This is a genomic window from Streptomyces sp. NPDC058145, assembly GCF_042884245.1.
Taxonomy (GTDB): domain Bacteria; phylum Actinomycetota; class Actinomycetes; order Streptomycetales; family Streptomycetaceae; genus Streptomyces.
The window spans coordinates 90,797-107,350 of the sequence record NZ_JBHVUH010000004.1 but is presented as its reverse complement, the minus strand read 5'-3'; the positions used below and the strand labels follow the sequence as shown (position 1 = coordinate 107,350).

Here is a 16,554-nt window from a genome sequence, read left to right as displayed (position 1 = left end):
TCCGACCGCGCTCGTGCTGCCCAGGGGGAGCGAGTGCTCCACCGCCACCCCTTGTACGCTGCCGTGCCCACCGCGCCACGTCGCGCCAAGGGTCACTGGCGTGGACCAGTGACCCCGCCCGGGCCACCCGGTCGGCGGCGTAATCGCTCAGTCCGCGACCGGGTCCACCTGCCAGTCGGGGTGCCCGGGCATCGGCGGGGTGTGCGGCCCGTACAGCCACGGCGTCAGGAACGGTTTCAGGTCCCGGCCCGCGACCTCGGAGGCGAGCGTGACGAAGTCCGCGGTGCCGGCGGCCCGGCCCCGGTACCGGGTCACCCACGACCGCTCGATCCGCTCGAAGGCCTCCTCACCGACCTCCTCCCGCAGCGCGTAGAGCACCAGCGCGGAGCCGTCGTAGCGGATGTTCCGGAAGAGGGCCGGCTCGGTGGGTTCGGCGGGCGCCCCGTCGTCGTGCCGCCACTGGTCGTGCTGTTCGTACGCGTCCCGCATCGCGTCCTCGAGGGACACCCCGCCGTGCGAATCGGAGTAGAGGCGTTCGTAGAAACGGGCGTGACCCTCGCTCAGCCACAGGTCCGACCACCGCCGTAGGGCGACGCTGTCGCCCGTCCACTGATGGGTCAGCTCGTGCACCAGGTCGCGCTCGGCGTGCACCCGGTCGCCCAGCAGGCTGTCCCTCGGCAGGACGGACAGCGACTGGGTCTCCAGCGCGACCGGCAGGTCGGTGTCGGCGACCAGCACGCCGTAGCGGCGGAACGGGTAGGGGCCGAGCCGCTCTTCCAGCCAGGCCAGGTGCTCCGGGGTGAGGGAGCGGTACTCCCCGGTGTCCGCGACGAGGTCCGCCGGCACCACGTCCCGCACCGGCAGCCCGTGCGGTCCGGTGCCGTCGGCGAACTCGAACCTTCCGATCGCCACCTGGACCAGCTGGGCCGCGATCGGCTCCTCGGAGTGGTACGTCCACCGGACGCGTCCGCCGGGTTGCCGCGCCCGCTCGACGAGCCGGCCGTTGGCCACCGCCTGGCGGTCCGCCGGGGTGGTGATGCGGAAGGTGAACGGAGCCCGCAGACTGGGGTGGTCGTCGGCCGGGAAGATCATCTTGGCGCCGTCGGGCTGCGGGTACAGCACGGTGCCGTCGGGGGTGGGCACCCAGCCGTACTCGCCGATCGCGTCGCGGCGGTGGCGGCGCTGGGCGGGGTCGGCGGTGTAGGTGACCCGCACGGTGAAGGCGGCGCCGTCCGGCACCGGCCGCGCCGGGGTGACGACGAGTTCGTCGCCGTCGCGCTCCGCCCGCGCGGTCCGGCCGTCGACGGTGACCGTGCGCAGCGTGTTGCCCGCGAAGTCCAGGTCGAAGCGGGACAGGGCCTGGGTGGCGGTGGCCGTGATGGTGGCGCCGGCCTCGAACGGCGTGCCCGGCGCCCGCCAGTCGAAGTCGAGGTCGTAACGGCGCACCGTGTAGCCGCCGTTGCCGTCGAGCGGCAGCAGTGGGTCGCCGATGCCCCGGGCGCCGGGGGAGGGGGCCGCGCCGGAGGCGCCCGCACCGGAGCCGGGGGCCAGGCGGCCCGGGTGGGGGGCGCTGTGGCCGCCCTGGCAGGAGAGGGCGCCGGCCAGGAGGGCGGTGCCGGCGAGCACGAGGGCCGTACGGCGGCCGCGCGGGCGTGCGGTGTGGGCACGGCTGCCGGCCCTCGTGAATTTCATGGCCGCACTATGTCAGTAAAGCGATGAATCACCGCTTATTTTCCTATCACCACTTTCATATCGGTCTGTCAATTCTTCACCCGGTTTACGGCATAGTGGCGGGCGGCTTGGCACCGGACCCAGGAGGAAACGCATGCTCGGCACCGACTTCCGCACCGGATCGCCCGTCTGGCTCGACCTCGGAAGCCCGGACACCGACGCGACCGCCGCCTTCTACGGAGCCGTATTCGGCTGGCAGTTCGCCTCCGCCGGCCCGGAGGCGGGCGGCTACGGGTTCTTCCTGAAGGACGGCAAGACCGTCGCCGCCCTCGGACACCTCACCGAACCGGGCGCCGCCCCGGCCTGGACGACGTACTTCCACAGCGACGACATCCAGGCCACCGCTCGTGACGTGGTCGCGGGCGGGGGGACGGTGCGTGTCGAGCCGATGAGCGTGGGCGAGGGGTCGATGGCCCAGTTCACCGACCCCCAGGGCGCCCGGTTCGCGGTGCTGCAGTCCCCCATGGGGCTGCAGCGGACGTCCGAGGACAACGCGCTGGTGTGGGTCGAACTGCACACCACCGACCCGGCGTCGGCGATCCGGTTCTACGCCGGGGTGTTCGGCTGGCGCTCGGCGGAGATGACGGCACCCGGCATGACGTACCAGGTGCTCAGCATCGCGGCCGGCGACCAGCAGGAGGGCGCCTTCGGCGGTGTGGCCCCGCTGCAGGGCGGCCAGGGGGACCCGCGCTGGGTTCCGTACTTCGCCGTGTCCGACCCGGAGGCCGTCGTCGCCGCGGGGCGGGACAACGGCGCGACGGTGCTCATGCCCGCGGTGGACGTCCCGGAGGTCGGCACCATCGCCTGGCTGAGCGCCCCCGACCAGTCCGTGTTCGCCGTCCTGCGGCCGAACCCGCGCCAGGGCTGAGACCTCCACCGCCGGGCGGACCGGCTCTCGGCTGCCCGGGGTGTTCTGTTACGCCGTTCCGGTGCCCCTCCCGCCGCAGTTCAGCGCTCCGCCCCCGCGCCGCGCATTGAATGCACCGTGCCGCGCGAGGGGCATCCGCTCCGTGCCGTCCCTTCGCGCGTCCACGACCATGCCCGCGTACCCGGTGCCCCCGCGGGCACCGGAGGAGAAGGGACTCGGATGCGCGTACTGCGCCGTTTCCTGTGGAGCGCGCTCGCCTCGACGCTCCTGCTGTTCGGGGCCGCGCCGGCCCCCGCCCAGGCCGCCGAAGCACACCTACGCCACGACAGCCGCGCCTGCCCGGTCACCCACCGGACGGCGAACCTGACCAAGGCGCCGCCCACGGGGCTGGAGAACTACTACCGCGACGACTGGCGGCTGGGCCCCAGTCACCTCCCCAGCACCGGCCCCGTCGCGAAGATGCTCAAGGGCTGGAAACCGCAGGACAGCACGTCCTCGTACTGGTTCCTTGGCTGCTACTGGCAGACCAACCAGCAGAACGTTTCCGGCTGGTGGTACCCGGACAACAACGGGTTCGTGCTGCGCGACGGCCGTCCGGTGCAGCGGACGGAGACGCTCCGGAAGGGGCAGCTCGTCGACCTCTTCGGCAGTGGACGCGGCAACTTCCTGGCGCCGGCCGGCACGCCGTACGCCAAGCGGGCCATCCCGCCGACCAACCTGGACGAGTACGACACGGCCGGCCCGCCGTTCAACTACCACCTCTACCGGGTCCTCGAGGACTTCACGGTCCAGGCCGGCCCCATCAGGCCCTGGTTCGGCCAGCCGGGACTCGGGCGGCAGTACGTGACGGACAAGACCGTCCCGGACCTGATCGCCGGTCAGAAGCTGGTGGAGATCAAACCGGCGGCGTAGGGCACTGAGGGCCGGTCCGGCTCATCTGCCGGGAGCGCGGAAGGTCACCTGCCGGCGGGCGGCCTCGTCGATCTCCTCGAGGGTGAGCAGCGGGGTGGCCCGGGTGTACAGGGCGCCGCTGGCCTTGACGGTGAGGCTGACGGCGGCCATGGACACCGGGTCGGGGAAGTCGACGACGAGCACGATGTCGTCCGCCCCGAAGGCGAAGTACATGGCCTCGACGCTTCCGCCGAGGCCGGTGACGACCTGCTCGACGGCGGCGCGGCGACCGCTCCCGCCCTCGTCGAGCAGACCCTTCGTGCCCTCGGCGGTGTAGGTGGCCTGGATGAGGAACTTCGGCATGACGCTCCCTGCACTTCGGTGATCGGTTACGCCCAAGGGGCTTCCCGTCGCGGCCCCGGCCGTCCCGCGCCGCGCGGCCGGAATCACCCGTTGGGCGGTCCCCCGGCGCCTGCCGCCGCCGACGGGCACCTGACCCCGCCTCACCCGCCGTCCGTCACGGGGACAGCGTCCAGCGGGGTGCCGTCCTGACCCAGGCCGCGTCCCCCGCGGCGAGGTTGTGCCGCCGCACGGCGAGGGCCGCGGTGCCGTAGGCGTGTCGCGGGCCCCGTCGGACCCGTACAGGATCGGATCGCCATCGGCGCTCCCGCCCCGCGCGGGCTAGGATCCGGGACCATGGCGCTGACCGTGCACGACGTGGACCGGTTCGAGGCGTCCAGGCCCCGCCTCGAGGCCATCGCCTACCGCCTGCTCGGTTCGGCGGGTGAGGCGGAGGACGCCGTGCAGGAGACGTTCCTGCGCTGGCAGGCCGCCGACGTCGGCCGTATCGAGGTGCCCGAGGCCTGGCTGACGAAGGTGCTCACCAACCTGTGCCTCAACCAGCTCGCCTCGGCCCGCGCGCGGCGCGAGACGTACGTGGGCCAGTGGCTCCCCGAGCCGCTGCTCGCCGGGGACCCGATGCTCGGCCCCGCCGACACCGCCGAGCAGCGCGAGTCGGTCTCGTACGCGGTCCTCACACTGCTGGAGCGGCTGTCCCCCAACGAGCGCGCGGTGTACGTGCTGCGGGAGGCGTTCGCCTACCCGCATCGGGAGATCGCCGAGATCCTCGATCTCACCGAGGCCGCCAGCCAGCAGATCCACCACCGCGCCAGGAAGCACGTCGCGGAGGGCAGGGCCCGCACCGAGATCGACGAGTCCGCCGCCCGGCGGATCGTGGAGGAGTTCCTCGCGGCCGCCACCAGCGGCCGGACCGAGCCCCTGGTGCGGCTGCTCACCCAGGACGCCGTCGCGATCGGCGACGGCGGCGGTAAGGTCCCGGCCCGCACCAAGGCGTTCGAGGGCGCCCTCGCGGTCGCGAAGTTCATGCGCGGTCTGTTCAAGCCCGGCAAGGCCAAGCGGGACCTGGTCGGCGGCTCGCCCGAGATCCACGCCGCGACGGCCAACGGCGGCCCCGCCGTCGTGGTGGTCCTCGACGGCCGGGTCATCGGCGTCCTGTGCCTTGAGGTCACCGCCGACGGCATCGCCGCGTTCCGCAGCCAGGCCAACCCCGACAAGCTCGAACGCGCGACCGAGCGCTGGGCGGCCACCGACCACGGAAAACCCCTGTTCAACATCTTCTGAATCCGATGTGACCTGCTTCACACCGGAGACCTGTCAGGAAACGGCGGGCCGCCCGGTTCAAGGGGCGAATCCGCTGAAGACAGGAGCAGGGACATGCAGCACCGCATCGTCGTCCTCGGAGCCGGATACGCCGGGGCCATCGCCGCCGGACGCCTCGCCAGGCGGCTGCGCCCCGAAGACGTCGCCATCACCCTCGTCAACGCCGAGCCCGACTTCGTCGAGCGCGTCCGGATGCACCAGCTCGCGGCCGGCCAGGACCTGCGGCCCCGGCCCCTCGGCGCGATGTTCGCGGGCACCGGCGTGGAACTGCGCCTCGCGAAGGTCACCGGCGTCGACGCCGACCGCGGGACGGTGGCCGTCGAAACCGCGGACGGCGCCGAGGAACTGGCGTACGACACCCTCGTGTACGCCCTCGGCAGCGGCTGGAACGACCAGGGCGTCCCCGGGACCACCGAGCACGCCCACGAGATCGCCGGCCGGGCCGGCGCGCTCCGGCTGCGCGAGCGGCTGGCCCGGCTGGACGCCGGCCAGGCCGTGGTCGTGGTCGGGGGCGGCCTCACCGGTGTGGAGGCCGCGACCGAGATCGCCGAGGCCCGCCCCGACCTCGACGTCGCCCTCGCCGCCCGCGGTGGCCTCGGCGACTGGCTCTCGCCCAAGGGCCGCGGGCACCTGCGGAAGGTCTTCGGCCGGCTCGGCATCACCGCGCACGAGCACGCCGCCGTCACCGCCGTCGAGGCCGACCGGGTCGTGACCGCCGACGGTGGGTCCATCCCGGCCGCGGTCACCGTGTGGACCACCGGCTTCGCCGTCCACCCGATCGCGCGGGCCACCACCCTGGAGGTCACCGACACCGGCCGGATCGTGGTCGACGGCACCATGCGCTCGGTGTCCCACCCGGACGTGTACGCCATCGGCGACGCGGCCATGGCGACGGGCTCCGGCGACAAGCCGCTGCGGATGTCCTGCGCCTCGGGCGTGCCCGCCGCCTGGCAGGCCGCCGACGCCATCGCGGCCCGTCTGACCGGCGGCAAACTGCCGAACGTGCCGCTGCGCTACTTCAACCAGTGTGTCTCACTGGGCCGCGGGGAGGGTCTGATCCAGTACGTCACCGCCGACGACCGGGCCGTCCGGGCGGCCCTGACCGGACGGCTCGCGGCCTTCTACAAGGAACTGGTCTGCAAGGGCGCGGCCTGGGGCGTCGCCAACCCGACGCTCGGCGTCCCGAGCCGGCGCCGCCGCGTCGTACGGCAGGCGGCCCAGCCGGACCAGCCGGTCGAGGCGGTCGAGGCGGTCGTCTGACCGCACCGCGGCCCGGGCGTCCTCACGGTGAGGGCGCCCGGGCCTGCCGCCGGCCGCCGTTCGTCACAGCTCGTTCGCCGGCCAGTCCAGCAGGCGGGCGCCGATCGTGGCGGTCTGCAGCATGTAGCGGTGGGCCGGGTCCGAGAGGTCGGCGCCGGTGAGCCTGCGGATGCGGTCCAGGCGGTAGGTCATGGCCCGCACGCTCAGCGACAGCCGGCGGGCCGCCTCGGCGGCGACGCAGCCGGAGTCGAAGTAGGCCGTGAGGGTGTCCAGGAGGGGCTGGGCACCGCCGCGGGCGGCCGTGAGTGGTCCGAGCGCGCCCAGGACCAGGTCGGTCAGGGCCTGGCGGTCACGGGCGAGGACCGGATAGACGAGCAGGTCGGCCGCGTACAGCACGGGGGCGTCGAGACCGAGACGCTCGGCCATCTCCAGGGCGTTCAGAGCCTCTTCGTACGACTGGAGCACCCCGCCGGGGCCGGGCCGCGGGCGGCCGACGGCGACCCGGCCGCCGTCGGTGGCGGCGTGCGCCTGCTCGGCGAAGTAGGGCAGGACCTCGTCCTCGTGGCCGGGGGCGATGCACAGCAGCCGGCCGTCCTTGCGGGCACCCTTCTGGCCTGGCGCGCCACCCGGCCGGTGTAGCTTCACGCCGTGTCCATAGCCTTCGGTTCCCTCGGTGCCCTGGCGGCCCTCCTGGCCGTGATCAACGCCGCGCAGGCCTTCCTCGGCCGCCAACTCTTCAGACCCTCGGCGAGCACGGGCCCGGTCCGTCGGCTCCGCGCCGAGTCGGCGGTGGCCGCCGTCGTCCTGTCCGGCGCCGGTCTGGCGGCCTTCGGCGTCCTGGCGGGCGGCCAGTGGCCCCCGCTGGGCGGCGCCGTGATGCTGACCGGCTGGATCGCTCTCATCCTGGTGCGCCGTCGGTTCACCGCCCGGGCGTAGGCGGCCCCCGGCCCGGGCGGTGAACCGACCGCGGCCCATCCGTCCTCCGGCCTGCTGGTGCCTGTATGTCTCCGGACCCGCCCCAGCCGCCTTTGTGGCGCGGACTCCCGGAAGGATCCGGCGGAACGCGGACGGGGGCCGGGCCCGTGTGGTCCCGGCCCCCGTCGGGCGCACCGTCAGGAGGACGGCATCAGCACCGTGTCGACGATGTACACGTTGGCGTTGGCGGTCTTGACGTTGCCGCAGACGACCTTGGAGGAGTCGTTGACGGTGTAGGACTCACCGGAGCCGGACGTGGTGAGCTTCGACTTCTCCAAGGTGGGGAAGGAGCCGTTCTCCAGGTCCTTGGGCGCGAGCTTCTGGCCGACGACGTGGTAGGTCAGGATCTTCGTCAGCTGGGCCTTGTCGGCCAGGACCTTGTCCAGGGTGGCCTTGGGGATCTTCTTGAAGGCGTCGTTGGTCGGCGCGAACACGGTGATGTTCTGGGCGTTGTTGAGCGTGTCGACCAGACCGGCCTTCTTCACGGCGGAGACCAGGGTGGACAGGGCCGGGTTGTTGGAGGCGGCGGTGGCCACCGGGTCCTTGGCCATGCCGTCGAAGGAGCCGGCACCGTTCTCGGGCACCGCCGAGCAGGCGGGCCCGAACGGCTCGTCCATGGCCGAGGCGGAGCTGCTGCCCATACCGTCGTCCGAGGCGCCGGCCGGCGCCGAAGCCTTCGGGGCGGAGTCGGACTTGGAGGAGTCGCTGCCGCCGTCGGAACAGGCGCTGAGCGCGAGCGGCAGGACGGCCGCGGCGGCCAGGGTCACGACGGTACGGCGGATACGGGTGTTCATCAGATTTCTCCTGGTGGTAGCGGCAGCCCGAGCTGCCTGTCTCGAGGGAAAAGAGGTGGCTCGGAGGGTCACTCGACGGTGACCACGACGGAGTGCCATCCACTGGCACCGTCGGGGACGGTCCGGGTGCGTCTCTCGGTCTGCACCCGGCCGGAGCGGTCGGTGGCGCGCACGGTGAGCGTGTGGCCGCCCTTGGTGGCCCGCCAGGGGAAGGACCACTGGCGCCAGGTGTCACGGCTGTCCTCGGCGGCCAGCCGGGCCTCCTGCCAGGGGCCGTCGTCGACCCGGACCTCGACCTTGTCGATGCCGCGGTGCTGCGCCCAGGCGACCCCGGCGACCATGACCGGGCCGGCCCCGGGCCGTGCGAAGGGCTTGGGGGTGTCGATCCGGGACTGCGTCTTGACGGGTGCCTTGCGGGCCCAGCCGCGCTTCACCCAGTAGGGGTCGTAGGCGTCGAAGGTGGTCAGCTCGATGTCCGTGATCCACTTGCAGGCGGAGACGAACCCGTAGAGCCCCGGCACGACCATCCGTACGGGGAAGCCGTGGTCGAACGGCAGCGGTTCCCCGTTCATGCCGACGGCGAGCAGCGCGTCCCGGCCGTCCATGACGTCCTCGACCGGGCTGCCGATGGTCATGCCGTCCACCGAGCGGGCCACCAGCTGGTCGGCCGGGCCGCCGCGCGACGGCGGCCTCACCCCGCACTCGGCCAGCAGGTCGGCCAGCCGGGCGCCGGTCCAGCGCGCGGTGCCCACGTAGGGGCCGCCGACCTCGTTGGACACACAGGTGAGGGTGATGTCGCGTTCGACCAGGTCGCGGCGGAGGAGATCGTCGAAGGAGAGCACGACCGGCCGGGACACGCCCTTGCCGTGGACGCGCAGCCGCCAGGTCGTGGCGTCCACCTTCGGGACCACCAGCGCGGTGTCGACCCGGTAGAAGGAAGCGCTGGGGGTGATGAAGGGGCTCACGCCGGGGATCCGCAGACCGGCACCCCGTGGAACGGCGTCCGCGGGCGAGCCGGGCGCCGGCAGCACCAGCCGGTCGCGGGAAACGACCGCGTCCCTGCCGCTCGCACCGTTCAGCGACCGGCCCAGCGCTCCGGCCCCGGCGGAGGCGACGGCGGCGGCCGTGGCGGCGATCACGAACCCACGCCGGTCCCAGTCGTCGCCGGAACCCGGACCGGATCCCTCGCCGGAACCCGGGTCCTTGCCGGAACCCGGATCTTTGCCGGAACCCGGATCTTTGCCGGAACCCGGGTCCTTGCCGGAACCCGGCTCCTCGGCGGCACCCGGCTCCCGCCACGCGAGCCGGCCCGCGAGGAAGAGGAGGACAGCCGCTCCGGCGCCCGCGCCCACGAGCGACGGCAGGGTGTCGGACAGGCCGCGCGAGTCGGGCCGGCCGATCGCCGCCAGCGCGCCGACCACGCCGAACAGCACGACTCCCGCCGCGCCGGCCCGCCGGAAGCGCAGCGCGGCAATGCCAAGGGCGAAGGCGAAAAGCGTCAGCACCGCCAGAATCCCGAGTCGCAGAACCAGCTTGTCGTCGGTTCCGAAATTCCGGACGGCCCAGTCCTTCACGGCGGCGGGTGTGCGGTCGATCGCCGCTCCTCCCACCACGACGACGGGCCCCGCCTGCGGACGGACCGCCGCAGACACCAGCTCGGCCAGGGCGAGCGAGGCGAAGCCCGCCACGGCACCGGCGAGCGCGCCCGCCGTCACGCGGAGCGGCCCCGAGGGCCCGCGCGGTTTCTTCTCGTCGTCGGTCACGTGGGGAATCCGGTCCCGCAGGGGTTCCGGATTGGCCGTCATCTCGATCGAGTGAATCTTTTTTCGCACCAATCCGCATGCCACTCCGCTACGGACAAAGAAAAGAAATCGAGTGCCCGGTCCTCCGTGGGCCCTGCCGGTCGCCTCGTCGACGCCCGGTCGACGACCAGGAAGGGCGAACCGCATGACCGCGCACAGCGCGCACGACACACTCGTCGAGGACGTCGACCGGGTCGTGGAGGGCGTGCCGGGTGTGGCCTTCCTCAAAGCCGGGCCTGACCGCCCGGCTCCGCTCGGCGTGGTTCAGTCCCGGACCCGGACCCTGCACCGCCCGTCGGCCGGCGGAGTCCGTCTGACGCCCGGCCCCGGCGGCCGGCACGTCGACGTCCAGGCGGTGGCATCCCGCCGGAACCGAGCGGTGGACGTGGCCCGCGCCGTCCGCACCGCCGTACAGGCGCACCTGACCGCGCCGTCGCCGGGCCGCCCGGCGGCACGGGTGACCGTGACGGTGACGGGCCTGGTCCGACCGGGGCGGGACTCGGCACCTCGATGCCCGAGCGCCCGCCCTCGCACCGGCCCGGATCAGCCCTCAGGCGGGAAGGCCCAGCAGGGCGACCGGCGCGGAGGTCGGCGCCGTGGAGCCGCCCGCCGGCTCCACGGTGACCCCCATGCCCGAGGCGCCGTCCACACCGCCGCGCAGCAGCACGGCCTGATCGGTGCGGCCGGGATCCATGAGGCCGGCCGACCGCATCGTGCCGTCGTCGTCGAACCACAGCTGGTAGACCTTGCCTCCCGCAGGCCGGGCCATCCCGGAGGCGACGAACACGGCCTTGTCCCGTTCCCGGGAGACGACGACGCTGCCGGTGGCGCCGTCGCCCAGGGGGGCGGTCCGGGTCCGCGCGTCCGGTGCCGCCAGCACGGCGGCGATCTCGGCGGTGCCCTGCCGGGCGCTGTGCGCCTGGCGCAGGGCGTCCTCGGCCCGCTGGTGCTGCCACACCGTCGTACCACCGAGTGTGGCGGCCGCCGCGAGACAGGCGGTCAGCGCCCATCGGGACAACAGCCGCGCCCGCTTTCCGGCCCGGCCCGCGCGGACCCCGGTCCATGTGCCGGGCGGCACCTGCCGGACGGAGGAGATCCGACGCAGGACCTGCCCGCGCAGGGCCGTCGAAGGCGTCACGGTGGCGGCGAGTCCCAGACGGGCCGCGGTGGCGGACAGCTCGGCGGTCTCCTGCGCACACGACTCGCAGTCCGCCAGGTGACGCTCGAACGCGGCGCGTTCCTCGTCGGACAGGGCATGCAGGGCGTAGGCGCCGGTCATCCGGTGCAGGTCGGCCGTCGTGGTCACGCGGTCACCCCCAGGCAGTCACGCAGCCGGATGAGGCCGTCCCGCAGCCGGGTCTTGGCCGTGCCGAGGGGAAGGGTGAGCGCCTCCGCGACCTGGCGGTAGGTCAGCCCGCGGTAGTAGGCGAGGGTGACGGCCTGCCGCTGGATCTCGGTCAGTGTGCGCAGGCACCGTCGCACCTGTTCCCGCTCCAGCCTGGCCTCGACCTGTTCGGTCACCTCGTCGAACTCGGGCGTCCGCGCCAGCAGGGCGGCCTTGTGGTCCCTGACCGCCGCGGCCTCCGCCGAGCGCACCCGGTCCACCGCGCGGCGGTGCGCGAGCGTGAGGACCCAGTTCCGGGCCGTCCCGATCTCGGGCCGGTAGCGGGGTGCGGTCCGCCACACCTCCACCAGCACCTCCTGCGCCACTTCCTCCGACTGAGCCTGATCACGCAGCACGGCCTGCACGACCCCGAGGACGGGACCGGCCACGGTGTCGTAGACGGAGGCGAACGCGTCCTCGTCACCGAGGGCGACGCGGCCCATCAGCTCCTGCAGATCAGGTTCCGACGAGGGATTCGCGCCGATGTACACGGCTTCTCTCACAAGGGGCCTCCGCGGTTGCGACATCTCCGGACGTAATCCGGTCCCGGAGAGGCGGCGGATTGGTCCCGACGGCGAAAGAGCGCGCATACCCCGAAAGGGCGATCCGACGACTCGTCGTCGGCCCGCCGTCACCCCGGCTGAGAGGGCCCCCATTCGGAGGAGCCGAGCGGATGGCTGTACGCCGGGCGTCCCACGTTTCCGCTGGTGCGGAAGGGCCTGCCGTTGTCGTCGACGCGTACGGTGCCGTGCCGGTCGCCGCTGGACCAGTCCAGCTCCAGGTACCAGCTCACGTTGTGCGCCCGCGCGTCCGCGAAGACGTAGAAGACCTCGGGGTCGGACTCGCTCACCTTGTACGGGAAGTCACGCTGACCGGCCTTCGGGGTGAGCGTGGGCCGCCCGGCATCGAGGTCCGCCCCGAATGCCGCCGTCCCTACGCCACCACCGCACCCGACGCCCATCTCGAAGTCGTTCCAGGCGAGCGGCGCGCTCTTCTCCACCACCCGCACATGCAGGTCCTCCAGGACGACGGTGGCCCTGCCGGTCCCCTGCACGGTCAGCGCGAGCATCTGCTGTCCGCCGGCGACCCCGCCCAGCGCGGTGACCCACCCGCGCGCGTCCGGCTCACCCGGCGGCGGAGGCACCTGCTCGGGCTGCCGGTCGACCAGGTAGTGCTGGCTGCACGGGTCCTCCCACTTGTACGGATTGACGGCGACGGCGGGCGCGGTGGCCCCGTCCTCGATACCGCCGCCCCGCGCCGCGCCGGCCGCACCGCCACGGGGGGCGGAGTCGGAGGCGGAAGCCGGGGGACTTGCGCCGCGCGAGGCGGACGGCGAGGGCGAACCGCCCTTCGCGCCGGCCGGCTGCGAGGCGCCGGCGCTCTCGGGGAGGGGCTGTGAGGCCACCGTTCCCGTGGACGGATCGCCGGCCCAGTGGGCCTCGCCCCCGCCGGACAGGAGGTTCGCCACGAGCGTGGCCGACACCACGGCGGCGGCCACGCCGACCCCGGCGAGTAGGACGGCACGCCGCCGGACCACGGGAGTCTCCACCGAACGCCGCGGCTCGCCCTCCGCCCGGGCCCCGGCCTCCTCGGCCTCCGTCGTCCCGGCCGCCGCAGCCTCCTCGGCCTCCGTCGTCCCGGCTGTGTCCGGTGCCTCGGCCTCCGTCGTCCCGGCCGCGGACGGCGCTTCCGAGCCCGCCGCCCCGGACGCGGACGGCGCTCCGGCCACCGCCGCCCCGGTCCCGGCCTCCGCTGCCCCACTCGCCCTCTGCTTGCGACGGGCGTCCGCGAGAACCCACCGCCGATGGAGTTCCACCAGCTCCTCGGGCGTTGCCCTGCACAACCGGGCGAACCGTTCCACGGGCGCGTAGTCCGTCGGTACGGCGTCCCCGTTGACGTACCGGTGAAGCGTGGACGCACTCGTGTGCAGCCGCTTCCCGAGCACCCCGTAACTGAGCCCGGACCGTTCCTTCAACCGGCCCAACAGCTCCGGGAAATCGTCCCCCGTCACCGTTCCGTCCCCTCCAGGCGTCCCGTACCCCCATTCCAGGGGGAGGTCATTTCAGCAGGTCAGAGCTACTGCAAGCGTTCCAGCGTCCCGGATGTCCCGGCAGTCCTGGCGACCGGGACGGATCACCGCACAAGCTTGGGCCATCCAAGCACGCCGCTCCCCGGATCCCGGACGAGCGGCCCACGTCAACACCCGTACCGCACAAGGGGGATCCCATGTCCACTCGCACCCGCCGCACCCGTCTGCTGTTCGCCTCCGCGCTCGCCGCCGCCGCGCTGACGCTGACCGCATGCGACGACGGACAGGACGTCCGCGACGAGGGGGCGTCGGCGGGATCCGCGTCCACGTCGGCGCCCACGGCCGCCACCACGCCCTCGTCCAAGGCGAGCGGGGGGACCTCCGGCGGCTCGGCCGGCGGTGCGGCCGGTTCGAGCGAGACCACGGGTTCCGCGGGCTCGTCGGGCTCCAAGGGTTCGTCCGGGTCCACGGGCTGGAAGGGTGCCAACGGGTCGTCCGGGTCCAAGGGTTCGTCCGGGTCCAGGGGTTCCTCGGGCTCGAAGGACTCGGGGGCCACCTCCACCCGCTGCTCCGTCACCTCCACCCGGACGACCGCCACGGAGGTCTCCCGCCCCCTGAACCACCTTCTCCTCACCGTCACCAACACCGGCTCGAAGAACTGCGACCTTCTCTACTACCCGGCGGTCCGGTTCGGCGAGGCCCAGTCCGTCCCGGCGGCCTACGAGGACTCCAAGCCGCAGGCGGTGGTCACGCTGGCCCCTGGCGAGTCGGGCTATGCGAGCGTCCGTCTCTCGGCCGGGGACGGCAGCGGCTCGAACGGCTACACGGCCAAGTCCCTCGAGGTCTACTTCGACGCGGGCGCGAACGTCGCCGCCCACCCGTCGCTGCCCGCGAAGGGCGTGTACGTCGACGACTCGATCCGGGTCTCGTACTGGCAGTCGACCATGGACGACGCCCTGAACTGCTGACACGCAAATGAGCCGGGGCCCGCACCTCAAGGGTGCGGGCCCCGGCCACATGGTGCGCGAGCCATCGGCTCGCGACGATTCGCGTCAGCGTCAGGCGGGAACGATGTTCTCCGCCTGCGGGCCCTTCTGGCCCTGCGTGACGTCGAAGGTCACCTTCTGGCCTTCCTGAAGCTCGCGGAAGCCGGTGGTGGCGATGTTCGAGTAGTGGGCGAACACGTCAGCGCCGCCGCCGTCCTGCTCGATGAAGCCGAAGCCCTTTTCCGCGTTGAACCACTTCACGGTGCCAGATGCCATATTGATCTCCCTTGAGGGGCAGTGCCGGATCCGCACCTTACGGACCCGAGTGGCCGCGATGATCACCCCTCCGGAAAGATCCGGAAAGCTGTGCAAAGAAAAAATCTCTGGCAACCAAAACTGCAACCGGTAGCCAAGCTAACACAGGTCCCGGTCACAGCACCTGAGCATTTTCCGGAGCGTCGGGCACTTCTCGTCCGGCCGCGTCTCATAATTCTGTGTCAGCGGGATCAGATAATCATGCCGCGCCAGTCCAGCTTTCGGCGCATGTACCGGGTCGGGCGGAGGGCGTCGTCGAGCTGGTCCTCGAGGGAGACGATGCGGCAGGCGGTCTCGACGGGAGTGCCCTGACCGACCAGTTCGCGGGCCCGGGCGGCGACGCGCGACTGGCGGCGGGAGTAACGGCGGTGGCCCCCTCCCGAGCGCAGGGGGGTGATGAGCCCGGCTTCGCCGGCGGGCGTTGTCCCGAGGGCGTCGGCGGCCCGCCCCGTGGTGCAGGCGGGATGGTCGTCGTCGTCGAGGTTGCCGGCGGCGGGGGCTTCATCGGCGGGCATGGCACCTTCGTCTCGGGGGTGCGGCGGGAAACCCGGGCGTGCGCGGCACCCGCGCCGCGGACCCGGCACTCCTCTGCCTCGCACAGCAACCCTGGCGGTGACAGGCATGGAGATGTGCCCTCGTCATGACAGTTTTCCGCGCCCGGACGCGTCGACGGCGCCGTAACCGGGCCGCTGACGGCTCTGATTCCTCCGTCAGCCGGACGCGGCTGCGGATGAGACCCCCGGCCCACCCGCCTGTTCAGCCGGCGCCGAAGCCGCGACTGCCCGCCCTTTCACCGGCGACACGGCGATACTCGGCGTTGATGCGCTGCGCTTCCTCGAGCTGGTCCTCGAGGATGACGATGCGGCACGCCGCGTCGATCGGGGTCCCCTTGTCGACCAGTTCGCGGGCGCGCGCGGCGATCCGCAGTTGGTAGCGGGAGTACCGGCGATGTCCTCCCTCCGAACGGAGCGGAGTGATCAGGCGAGCCTCGCCGATGGCTCGGAGGAAGGCCGGGGTGGCGCCGATCATCTCGGCTGCCCGGCCCATCGTGTACGCGGGGTAGTCGTCGTCGTCCAGACGATCGTTCAGTGGGTTGTCCGATGTCATGTCACCTCGCTGTGCAAACGCGTCGAGGGGCCCTGGTGCCGTACGGCACCAGGGCCCCGAAGGAAATTCAACACCATCTGTCGGCCCTACTGCTGTGCCGACCTTCTGTTTCCGCTACCCGGCCCGACAGGGCGGAGCGGGGATCGCAGCTGCGTAACCGGGGACCACCATCCAATCCGGGGTCTTGCGGCACCCGGGCCGAGTGCCTCTCGGGCCGGGTGATCCTGATGGCGTCTGCTCCTCCTCCGTTCCTCTCGGGTCAACCGCTGGATGAACCGGTACCGCTGTTCGGCAGCTCCTCGACTGCGAGCCGCCCAGCGCGGCTCCCAGTCCCGTCACCGTTCTGGGAACGCTTTGGCTTCGAGGCTCGAGAGCCGCACTGACCTGCGTCTTTCGTCTTCAACCACCCGCCAGTTCGTGTCTGGCGGGCCTCCTTCGACCGTGTCTACGATAAGAACCATACCCAAGGTACACGCAAAAGTCTACTGCGGCAAGAGCAGATTTAACCCGCCTGGTAGAGGAGGACTCCAGCCCGCGATCGGACCTAACCGGTTGGCGGCCGTGCGCGGCGGGGTGCCCTCGCATCCGCACGTTCATCTCTCCGAGTGGACGGCGACACAGCGGTGGGGGGCGGTGCGGCGCCCCGCGGGGCCGGGCCCCCCCGGGGGCAGGGGGGGGGTTGGGCCCCCGGCCGCAAACCCCCCCGGGCCCTGGGGGCCCCCCCCCCCCCCC

The 16,554-nt window shown here is 72.7% G+C and carries 16 protein-coding genes and 1 pseudogene; 6 read left to right on the top strand and 11 right to left on the bottom strand.

The genetic code is table 11. The features are described 5' to 3' along the window. Positions 1-147: 147 nt before the first annotated feature. Positions 148-1,692 (bottom strand): M1 family metallopeptidase, encoded by a 1,545-nt coding sequence (locus ACFVVO_RS10480; RefSeq protein WP_390053559.1) that lies wholly within the window; start codon positions 1,690-1,692, stop codon positions 148-150. 133 nt (positions 1,693-1,825) lie between these two features. Between ACFVVO_RS10480 and ACFVVO_RS10475 the strand changes: the two genes are divergently transcribed. Both ACFVVO_RS10475 and ACFVVO_RS10470 read left to right on the top strand, forming a co-directional pair. Further along, a complete protein-coding gene (locus ACFVVO_RS10475; protein WP_390053558.1) occupies positions 1,826-2,599 on the top strand; it encodes a VOC family protein in 774 nt (257 codons plus the stop codon). Between the two features lie 219 nt (positions 2,600-2,818). Then, the gene (locus ACFVVO_RS10470) at positions 2,819-3,511 is read left to right on the top strand and encodes a TNT domain-containing protein (protein ID WP_390053556.1); all 693 of its coding nucleotides are present in this window, start codon (positions 2,819-2,821) and stop codon (positions 3,509-3,511) included. A 21-nt stretch (positions 3,512-3,532) separates the two neighbouring features. Here ACFVVO_RS10470 and ACFVVO_RS10465 read toward each other — a convergent pair whose 3' ends face one another. Then, the gene (locus ACFVVO_RS10465; protein WP_390053555.1) at positions 3,533-3,853 is read right to left on the bottom strand and encodes a GYD domain-containing protein; all 321 of its coding nucleotides are present in this window, start codon (positions 3,851-3,853) and stop codon (positions 3,533-3,535) included. 333 nt (positions 3,854-4,186) lie between these two features. Between ACFVVO_RS10465 and ACFVVO_RS10460 the strand changes: the two genes are divergently transcribed. Continuing rightward, on the top strand, positions 4,187-5,131 hold the full coding sequence (locus tag ACFVVO_RS10460) for an RNA polymerase sigma-70 factor (protein ID WP_390053553.1): 945 nt from the start codon (positions 4,187-4,189) through the stop codon (positions 5,129-5,131). A 93-nt stretch (positions 5,132-5,224) separates the two neighbouring features. Then, positions 5,225-6,430: an NAD(P)/FAD-dependent oxidoreductase gene (locus tag ACFVVO_RS10455; protein WP_390053551.1), complete on the top strand. Its 1,206-nt coding sequence runs from the start codon at positions 5,225-5,227 to the stop codon at positions 6,428-6,430. Positions 6,431-6,493: 63 nt separating this feature from the next. Here the strand turns inward: ACFVVO_RS10455 and ACFVVO_RS10450 are convergent. Continuing rightward, positions 6,494-7,027, bottom strand: a pseudogene (locus ACFVVO_RS10450) (PucR family transcriptional regulator); the annotation flags it as partial. Positions 7,028-7,078: 51 nt separating this feature from the next. Here ACFVVO_RS10450 and ACFVVO_RS10445 point away from each other — a divergent pair. Continuing rightward, entirely contained in the window at positions 7,079-7,366 is a 288-nt protein-coding gene (locus tag ACFVVO_RS10445) for a hypothetical protein (protein ID WP_390053549.1), read from the top strand. 176 nt (positions 7,367-7,542) lie between these two features. Here the strand turns inward: ACFVVO_RS10445 and ACFVVO_RS10440 are convergent, their stop codons facing one another. The 5 genes from ACFVVO_RS10440 to ACFVVO_RS10420 form a co-directional block, all read right to left on the bottom strand. Beyond that, positions 7,543-8,199, bottom strand: a complete 657-nt coding sequence (locus ACFVVO_RS10440; protein WP_390053547.1) for a fasciclin domain-containing protein — start codon at positions 8,197-8,199, stop codon at positions 7,543-7,545. 68 nt (positions 8,200-8,267) lie between these two features. Then, the gene (locus ACFVVO_RS10435) at positions 8,268-9,962 is read right to left on the bottom strand and encodes a sulfite oxidase (RefSeq protein WP_390054114.1); all 1,695 of its coding nucleotides are present in this window, start codon (positions 9,960-9,962) and stop codon (positions 8,268-8,270) included. Positions 9,963-10,551: 589 nt separating this feature from the next. Continuing rightward, complete coding sequence (locus ACFVVO_RS10430) at positions 10,552-11,280, bottom strand: anti-sigma factor domain-containing protein (RefSeq protein ID WP_390054112.1); 729 nt, start codon at positions 11,278-11,280, stop codon at positions 10,552-10,554. 23 nt (positions 11,281-11,303) lie between these two features. Continuing rightward, the gene (locus tag ACFVVO_RS10425) at positions 11,304-11,888 is read right to left on the bottom strand and encodes a sigma-70 family RNA polymerase sigma factor (RefSeq protein WP_390053546.1); all 585 of its coding nucleotides are present in this window, start codon (positions 11,886-11,888) and stop codon (positions 11,304-11,306) included. A gap of 128 nt (positions 11,889-12,016) precedes the next feature. Then, positions 12,017-13,396, bottom strand: a complete 1,380-nt coding sequence (locus ACFVVO_RS10420) for a helix-turn-helix domain-containing protein (protein WP_390053544.1) — start codon at positions 13,394-13,396, stop codon at positions 12,017-12,019. A gap of 215 nt (positions 13,397-13,611) precedes the next feature. Here ACFVVO_RS10420 and ACFVVO_RS10415 point away from each other — a divergent pair, with 215 nt between their 5' ends. Next, positions 13,612-14,382, top strand: a complete 771-nt coding sequence (locus ACFVVO_RS10415; protein ID WP_390053543.1) for a DUF4232 domain-containing protein — start codon at positions 13,612-13,614, stop codon at positions 14,380-14,382. Positions 14,383-14,472: 90 nt separating this feature from the next. On the opposite strand, the gene ACFVVO_RS10410 is transcribed toward ACFVVO_RS10415, so the two are convergent. The 3 genes from ACFVVO_RS10410 to ACFVVO_RS10400 all read right to left on the bottom strand — a co-directional run bounded on the left by ACFVVO_RS10410 (position 14,473) and on the right by ACFVVO_RS10400 (position 15,822). Beyond that, positions 14,473-14,676, bottom strand: a complete 204-nt coding sequence (locus tag ACFVVO_RS10410; protein WP_030736617.1) for a cold-shock protein — start codon at positions 14,674-14,676, stop codon at positions 14,473-14,475. 230 nt (positions 14,677-14,906) lie between these two features. Continuing rightward, positions 14,907-15,230, bottom strand: a complete 324-nt coding sequence (locus tag ACFVVO_RS10405; RefSeq protein WP_390053541.1) for a MerR family transcriptional regulator — start codon at positions 15,228-15,230, stop codon at positions 14,907-14,909. 241 nt (positions 15,231-15,471) lie between these two features. Further along, positions 15,472-15,822 carry a MerR family transcriptional regulator gene (locus ACFVVO_RS10400; RefSeq protein WP_390053540.1) on the bottom strand — a complete coding sequence of 117 codons (351 nt, stop codon included), beginning with the start codon at positions 15,820-15,822 and terminating at the stop codon, positions 15,472-15,474. Positions 15,823-16,554 lie beyond the last annotated feature (732 nt).